Below are 6,307 nucleotides of genomic sequence, written 5' to 3'. Positions count from 1 at the left end.
CATGGAACACGGTCATTTCCATAGTCTGATTGTTCAAATCGACGGAGAGGGCGATTGTCGCCTATCCATTCCTCCTGAGGGCGGAAATAACTCCCCCGACTACGCGTCGCAGAGGATGTCTCAGATCCATACAAGAGCCAATCCGGGTGCTGGTGCCGAATATTTTCAAAATTGTCTTCCGCATAATTGAGTCCTACGGCATCTAAATGGGCAGCGATTTTCTCGTGACCTCCTTGTCCGTCTCCAAAACGAAAGGCATCCATCCCCATGGTCACATAGCGACTAGAATCCACTTCTTTAATCACAGATACTAAGCGTTGAACGCTTTCTAGAGAATGCGTATCACCATTTGCCTCACTGACTTCATTTCCGATAGACCACATAAAGATGGCAGGATTATTTCTTCCAGCTACTACCATTCTCCGAAGGTCAAAGTCCGACCAACTATCCCCGTCTCGGGCATCTGGATGAGTCGCTTTTTCTTCGAAAAACCGTCCATAGTCAAAGGTTTTCTTCCCACCATACCAGGTATCAAAAGCTTCTTCTTGAACCAACAAACCAAGTTGGGCCGCCCATTTCAAGGTCTGAGGACTAGCAGGATTGTGACTGGTCCGAATCGCATTGGCCCCCATCTCCTTCATCTGTTTCAGACGGAGATACTCTGCCTTTTCATTTTCCACTGCTCCCAAGGCCCCGTGATCGTGGTGCAGACAGACCCCATGGATCTTCAAAGAGCGACCATTTAGAAAGAAGCCCTCATCAGCAGTCCAATCCATATAACGATAGCCAAAGCGATCTGTTCGTTCGGAGAGAAGTTGTCCGTCGCGATAAAGTCGGGTAACCAAACTGTATAAAACCGGTGTTTGATCCGCTACATCCCACAAGTCCGGATGGAAGACGAGTAAATCTTGTTCAAAAAGACAGGACCTATTTGCCCCTACCGTTTTTGCAACTGTAGTCTGACCGTTAGCCACGACCTTCCCTCTCGCATCAAGAATAAACTGCTCTATATACACCGATGGTTCGACCGCCCCTCGATTCACGACTTCCGTCACTAGTCGGGTCTTGACAAGACCCTCTTGCTCCTTTTCCAGATCAGGACTGGTAATTGTAATCCCCATCTCTGGAATGTGCACAAGGTCCTCGACCAATAAGTAGACATCGCGATAAATCCCACTTCCTGAGTACCAGCGGCTGCTGGGTTGCTGATTTTCTACATAAACCACCAGCTGTTCAGCCTGGCCATCGTTGCGCAGATAAGCTGAAATATCATATGAAAACCCTGTATAACCACTGGGATAGTGACCAACCAGCTGGCCATTCACAAAGACCTTGGCATTCATGTAAACCCCATCAAAGCAAATTCGAGTGGTCCTTTGTGAAGCATCCGTATCCAGTAAAAAGCTCGTCCGATACCAGGCTGTCCCTCCATTGAGCTGACCTGCTTCATTTTGAGCAGGTGAGTGGGGATCAAAATCATTAAAGATACTCCAATCATGAGGGAGACTGATGGCTTGCCAATCTGCTGCCCGAAAATCCGGCGACAAAGCTCTTTCCTGATCCACTGTCTGACTAAAATACCAATCCTTCTTCAGTTCTCTTCTTCCCTGTAAACGTCTCATATTCCGTCTCCTTTTCACTTCACTATACCAAAAAAAGAAAGCGTTCTCAACGCTTTCTTTTTCATTTCCTAAAATGACTCTTATTCTTCTATAATTTGTAGAAAAGCCCTTTCTACTGAAGATCCCTTGCCTTATAGACGGACCGACCGTCTAAGTAGGTCTCGACTAGCTCAAAGTCATCATTTAAGACTAGGAAGTCAGCCGCTAAACCTGCTTTAATCTGACCGCATCGATCCTCTATCCCAACCGACTTAGCTGGTTGAAGACTAGCCATCCGTATAGCTTCTTCCGGGCTGGCCAATCCCCACTTAATAATGTTCTTAACACCATCTTTGAGTTGCAAGATAGAGCCTGCCAGATTCCCTCCATGGACGAGTCGAGCTGTTCCTTCAGCAACGGTCACCGGTAATTCTCCAAGCATATAGTCCCCATCAGGCAATCCCCCTGCGCGCATGCAGTCGGTAATAAGGGCGATTTCAGCCTTCCCTTTTTGCCTAGCTAGGACCTGACAAGCCTTGGGGTCTACGTGATGCCCATCGCAAATCAACTCCGCAGTCGTCCCTGGTAGACTATACATAGCCCCTACAACCCCTAACTCTCGGTGAGTCATATTGCGCATGCAATTATAAGCGTGGACCCAGACCGAAGCACCAGCTTCAACGGCTTCGACAGCCTGATCGTAGGTGGCATTGGAATGACCAATCGCAACGACAACTCCCTCATCTGTCACTTTCCGAATAAAGTCCCTGGCTCCTTCTCGTTCGGGGGCTAGGGCGATTTTTTTGATCAAATGACCAGAAGCTTCCTGCCACGAGGCGAACTCTTCCAAGGACGGGTCCCGCATATATTTCTCATTTTGGGCCCCCTTGTACTCCTCCGAAAAATACGGACCTTCCAGATAGATTCCTTGAATTTTAGCACCGGTTTCTTGACCAGCAAAATCACCAATCGTCTTACAAACCGCTTCAAAATGGGCAGCGGTATCTGTCAAAGTGGTCGGTAAAAAACTGGTTACCCCGGTCGATAGCAGGCCACGACTCATGGTTTCTAGCCCATCTTGCTGATTATCCATGACATCTGCTCCCGCATAACCATGGATATGAGTGTCCACATAGCCTGGTGCGATCTGGTAAGAGCTATAGTCTAGTACCTGAGCTCCATCTGGTATGTCTTTTCGATAGGCACCAAACTTCCCATCCTTGACTTCCAAATAGCCTCCCTTTTGGACAGAATAGGGAAAATAAAAGGTCTTAGCCTTAATGTACACTACCATGCTATCCCCTCGATTCTAGTCTAGTTCCTTCCCAGCTTCTTGGTCTACAATTACGTAAACACGAGGATGACCTTGCAGGGCACTTGCTGGCACGTCTTCGGTCACCTGACCACGAAGCATAGCCTTCACAGCATTGGCCTTATTTGCCCCATAGGCCATGATGACAATGGTTTTTGCCGCTAAGATATTGGCAATCCCCATAGAAATGGCTTGCTTCGGTACTTCCTCTTCATTCGCAAAGAAGCGAGCGTTGGCATGAATCGTCGACGGCGTCAAATCCACCACATGTGTCAACGATTCAAAACTGGTTCCCGGTTCATTAAAACCAATGTGCCCATTATCTCCAATCCCTAAAATCTGAAAATCAACTGGATTTTCAGCAATCAATTGATTGTACTCCCGAACTTCCTTATCTAAATCAGCCGCTAAGCCATTTGGAAGGTAAGAATGTTTAAACGGTTTGTGCGAAAAGAGATGCTCCTCCATAAATGTGACATAGGATTGAGAGCTTTCCTTGCCCAAACCTACATACTCATCCAAGTTAACCGAGATGATGTCTGAGAAATCCAGATCACTAGCAACAATTTGCTTGTAGAATTCAATCGGTGTCGACCCTGTCGCTAGTCCCAGAGTTTTTGCTCCATTCGCCAACGATTCCCGTAAGATCGCAACTGCTTTTTCTGCTCCTTCGATCTGGTTCTTTACTTTGATAACTTCCATGATTTCCTCCTTGTATTGGTATATACCAATCATAGACCTTTTGATGGTTTTTGTCAAGATTTCTACCAAAACCAACTAAAGGTGTTTTTCACCTTTTTATAGAAAAGGCATCCTTCTCTATACGAGACAGACCCATCCATCCAACCTCCCCTTCAGACCCATAGGGTCAAAATCTAATTTCCTCTTTTGTAGACAAATCGAATCTGATACTCCTTTGTCTGTCCTGGATGGAGCCTGGTGTCTCCCCATTCTGGATGGTGGATCGCGTCTGGAGCAAACTGGGCTTCGAGAGCCAGTCCCTGGTGTTTCTGACAAGCTTTTCCCTGATCTCTTGTAAAGTAGGTCAGCTCTTCAGGATCGTTTAAACTATAGACGACTAAAGCTGATCGATCCGAATACACTTCTATTTGGTCCCCACTCTCCCGCTCGCAAAGGACTGCAATCGGGGTCCTTGCGTCTTCTCCTACTATAAAGGCATGGTCCAGTCCCCCCATTTCACCAAGAGCCGGTCCAAGATCTCTTGCTTGTCCAAAGTCAAACGCCGTGCCACTGATTGGGATCCGTCTCCCTGTCGGAATTAAGTCTTGATCCACTTCCAAGTACTCTTGAGACCGGATCTTCAAGCTGTGAGTCTCCAAGTCCTGACGCTCACTCAGGTTAAAATACACATGGTTCGTCGGATTAAACAAGGTTTCTTTCGTTGCATCTCTAGCTGTAAAGGTCAGAGTCAGTTGAGTTGTTTCATCCAGCTCGTAAGTCACCAAGACCCAAAGGTCCCCTGGAAAGCCATCCACAGCTTCTTTAGCGTGATAGGAAAAGGTGAGCCTCGCAAGGGAAGGAAGGAGTTCTGTCTCTACTTTCCAGACTTGAGTGTGAAATCCTTCTGGCCCTCCGTGCAAGCAATGCCCCTTCTGATTACAAGGCAATTGAAGACTTGTCCCATCTAGATCAATTCGTCCCTCCTTGATGCGCCCAGCGACTCGTCCCACTACTTGACCTGCACATAAGTGGCTCCTTAGATAATCAGACGGACGTTCTAGACCCAGTATGCATTCCTTTTCACGCCCCTCCTGGTCCTTGACTGTAAAAGACTGCCAGGTCGCCCCAAGACTCAAGAAACGTGCGCAGGTTCCTTGGTCATTGATGAGCATGATTTGCTCGATGTCTTGATCTCCAATGGTTTCGACGATTTGTCTCTTAATCTGCATGCTATCCCTCACTTTCTTTTGTGTTTTTTCTAGTTCTAAACTAGCAAACTTGTCCGCACAAAACCAGTCTTTCTTTTAGTCATCTGCTACACAAATTATGGAAAATCTAAGGCTAGGAAAAGGAAACACAAAAAAACTTCTAGCCCTGCTACCCAGAAAAGAGCTAAAAGTTTGTTAGAAAGTATGTTAATTAGAAGATAAGGACCTTCTCATCTAGAGTACGGGCATCTGTTCATGCATTCATGCGAATCACCAAAGATCGTGATCAATGGGCATCTCCATTCCAGATTGAATTTTTCACGATGACATAATCGACATGCCGAAGATCCGAGACTTTTTGCCCTCCAGCATACGAAATGGCGCTTTGGAGATCTTGTTCCATTTCGATAAGGGTATCTTGAATAGGGCCTTTCACAGGAAGAAGGATTTTTTTCCCTTCGACATTCTTGTAGGCCCCTTTTTGGTACTGAGAAGCGGAGCCATAGTATTCTTTAAAGAGTTCCCCATCAACTTCGACTACTTCTCCAGGACTTTCCAGATGACCTGCAAACAATGAGCCTACCATGACCATACTCGCTCCGAAACGGATTGATTTAGCTATATCCCCATGAGTTCGAATCCCACCATCTGCTATGATGGGCTTTTTAGCAGCTTTGGCACACCAACGAAGAGCAGCCAGTTGCCAGCCCCCTGTCCCAAAACCTGTCTTGACTTTGGTGATACAAACCTTTCCGGGTCCGATTCCTACCTTGGTCGCATCAGCCCCAGCATTTTCCAACTCTCGGACAGCTTCAGGTGTTCCGACATTTCCTGCAATCACAAAAGTCTCTGGCAGCTGCTCTTTAATATGACGGATCATAGATATGACACTATCCGCATGTCCATGTGCGATATCAATTGTGATAAATTCTGGTGCATCCGCCTTTAAGGACCGTACAAAATCATATTCATAGTCCTTAACCCCAACGGAAATGGAGGCAATCAAACCCTGCTGATGCATCCGCTGGATAAAAGGAATCCGTCCTTCTTCATCAAAGCGGTGCATGATGTAAAAATAACCTTCCTTAGCCAAGCGCTCCGCTAGATCCTCATCCAAAATGGTCTGCATGTTAGCTGGAACAACTGGCAGTTTAAATTGATAGTTGCCCAAAGTCACTCGCGTATCGGCTTCTGAACGGCTCTTTAGCACGCATTTGTTGGGGATGAGCTGGATATCTTCATAATCAAAAATGGGAAATTCATTTAACATTTCTGTTCTCTTTTCTATATGGATTACCTACCTATGCTGACGCATCGCTTAGCCCTGGGCCATTCCATGGATTATTATAGCAATAGTTTGGTTTTTAGTCAATATTTATTGTTTTTTTGTTAAGATATTCGTGTTTTGTAGATATAAACGATGTATAATAACCGATTAGTTCGTATTTCTTAAAACTATTTCATTATGGCCTTTCGGATACATTCTCCTTTTCTTCTATTTCCGA

At 45.9% G+C, this 6,307-nt stretch carries 5 protein-coding genes; all 5 read right to left on the bottom strand.

The window, feature by feature from the left end; genetic code table 11:
- The coding region (locus STRDD13_RS01400) for a glycoside hydrolase family 2 protein (protein ID WP_197457134.1) at window positions 1-1,622 on the bottom strand (1,622 nt) is incomplete at its 3' end.
- 112 nt (window positions 1,623-1,734) lie between these two features.
- On the bottom strand, window positions 1,735-2,895 hold the full coding sequence (gene nagA / locus STRDD13_RS01395) for an N-acetylglucosamine-6-phosphate deacetylase (protein WP_067100899.1): 1,161 nt from the start codon (window positions 2,893-2,895) through the stop codon (window positions 1,735-1,737).
- Window positions 2,896-2,910: 15 nt separating this feature from the next.
- A complete protein-coding gene (locus tag STRDD13_RS01390) occupies window positions 2,911-3,615 on the bottom strand; it encodes a glucosamine-6-phosphate deaminase (protein WP_067100897.1) in 705 nt (234 codons plus the stop codon).
- 173 nt (window positions 3,616-3,788) lie between these two features.
- Window positions 3,789-4,823, bottom strand: coding sequence for an aldose epimerase family protein (locus STRDD13_RS01385; protein ID WP_067100895.1), 1,035 nt, complete (start codon window positions 4,821-4,823; stop codon window positions 3,789-3,791).
- Window positions 4,824-5,088: 265 nt separating this feature from the next.
- A complete protein-coding gene (gene guaC / locus STRDD13_RS01380; protein WP_067100892.1) occupies window positions 5,089-6,072 on the bottom strand; it encodes a GMP reductase in 984 nt (327 codons plus the stop codon).
- Between the last annotated feature and the right edge of the window lie 235 nt (window positions 6,073-6,307).

Origin of the sequence: Streptococcus sp. DD13, assembly GCF_001578875.1 — a bacterium.
In the GTDB taxonomy this organism is placed as follows: Bacteria; Bacillota; Bacilli; order Lactobacillales; family Streptococcaceae; genus Streptococcus.
The sequence above is the reverse complement of the archived record's forward strand: the minus strand, read 5'-3'. Positions and strand labels throughout refer to the sequence as shown.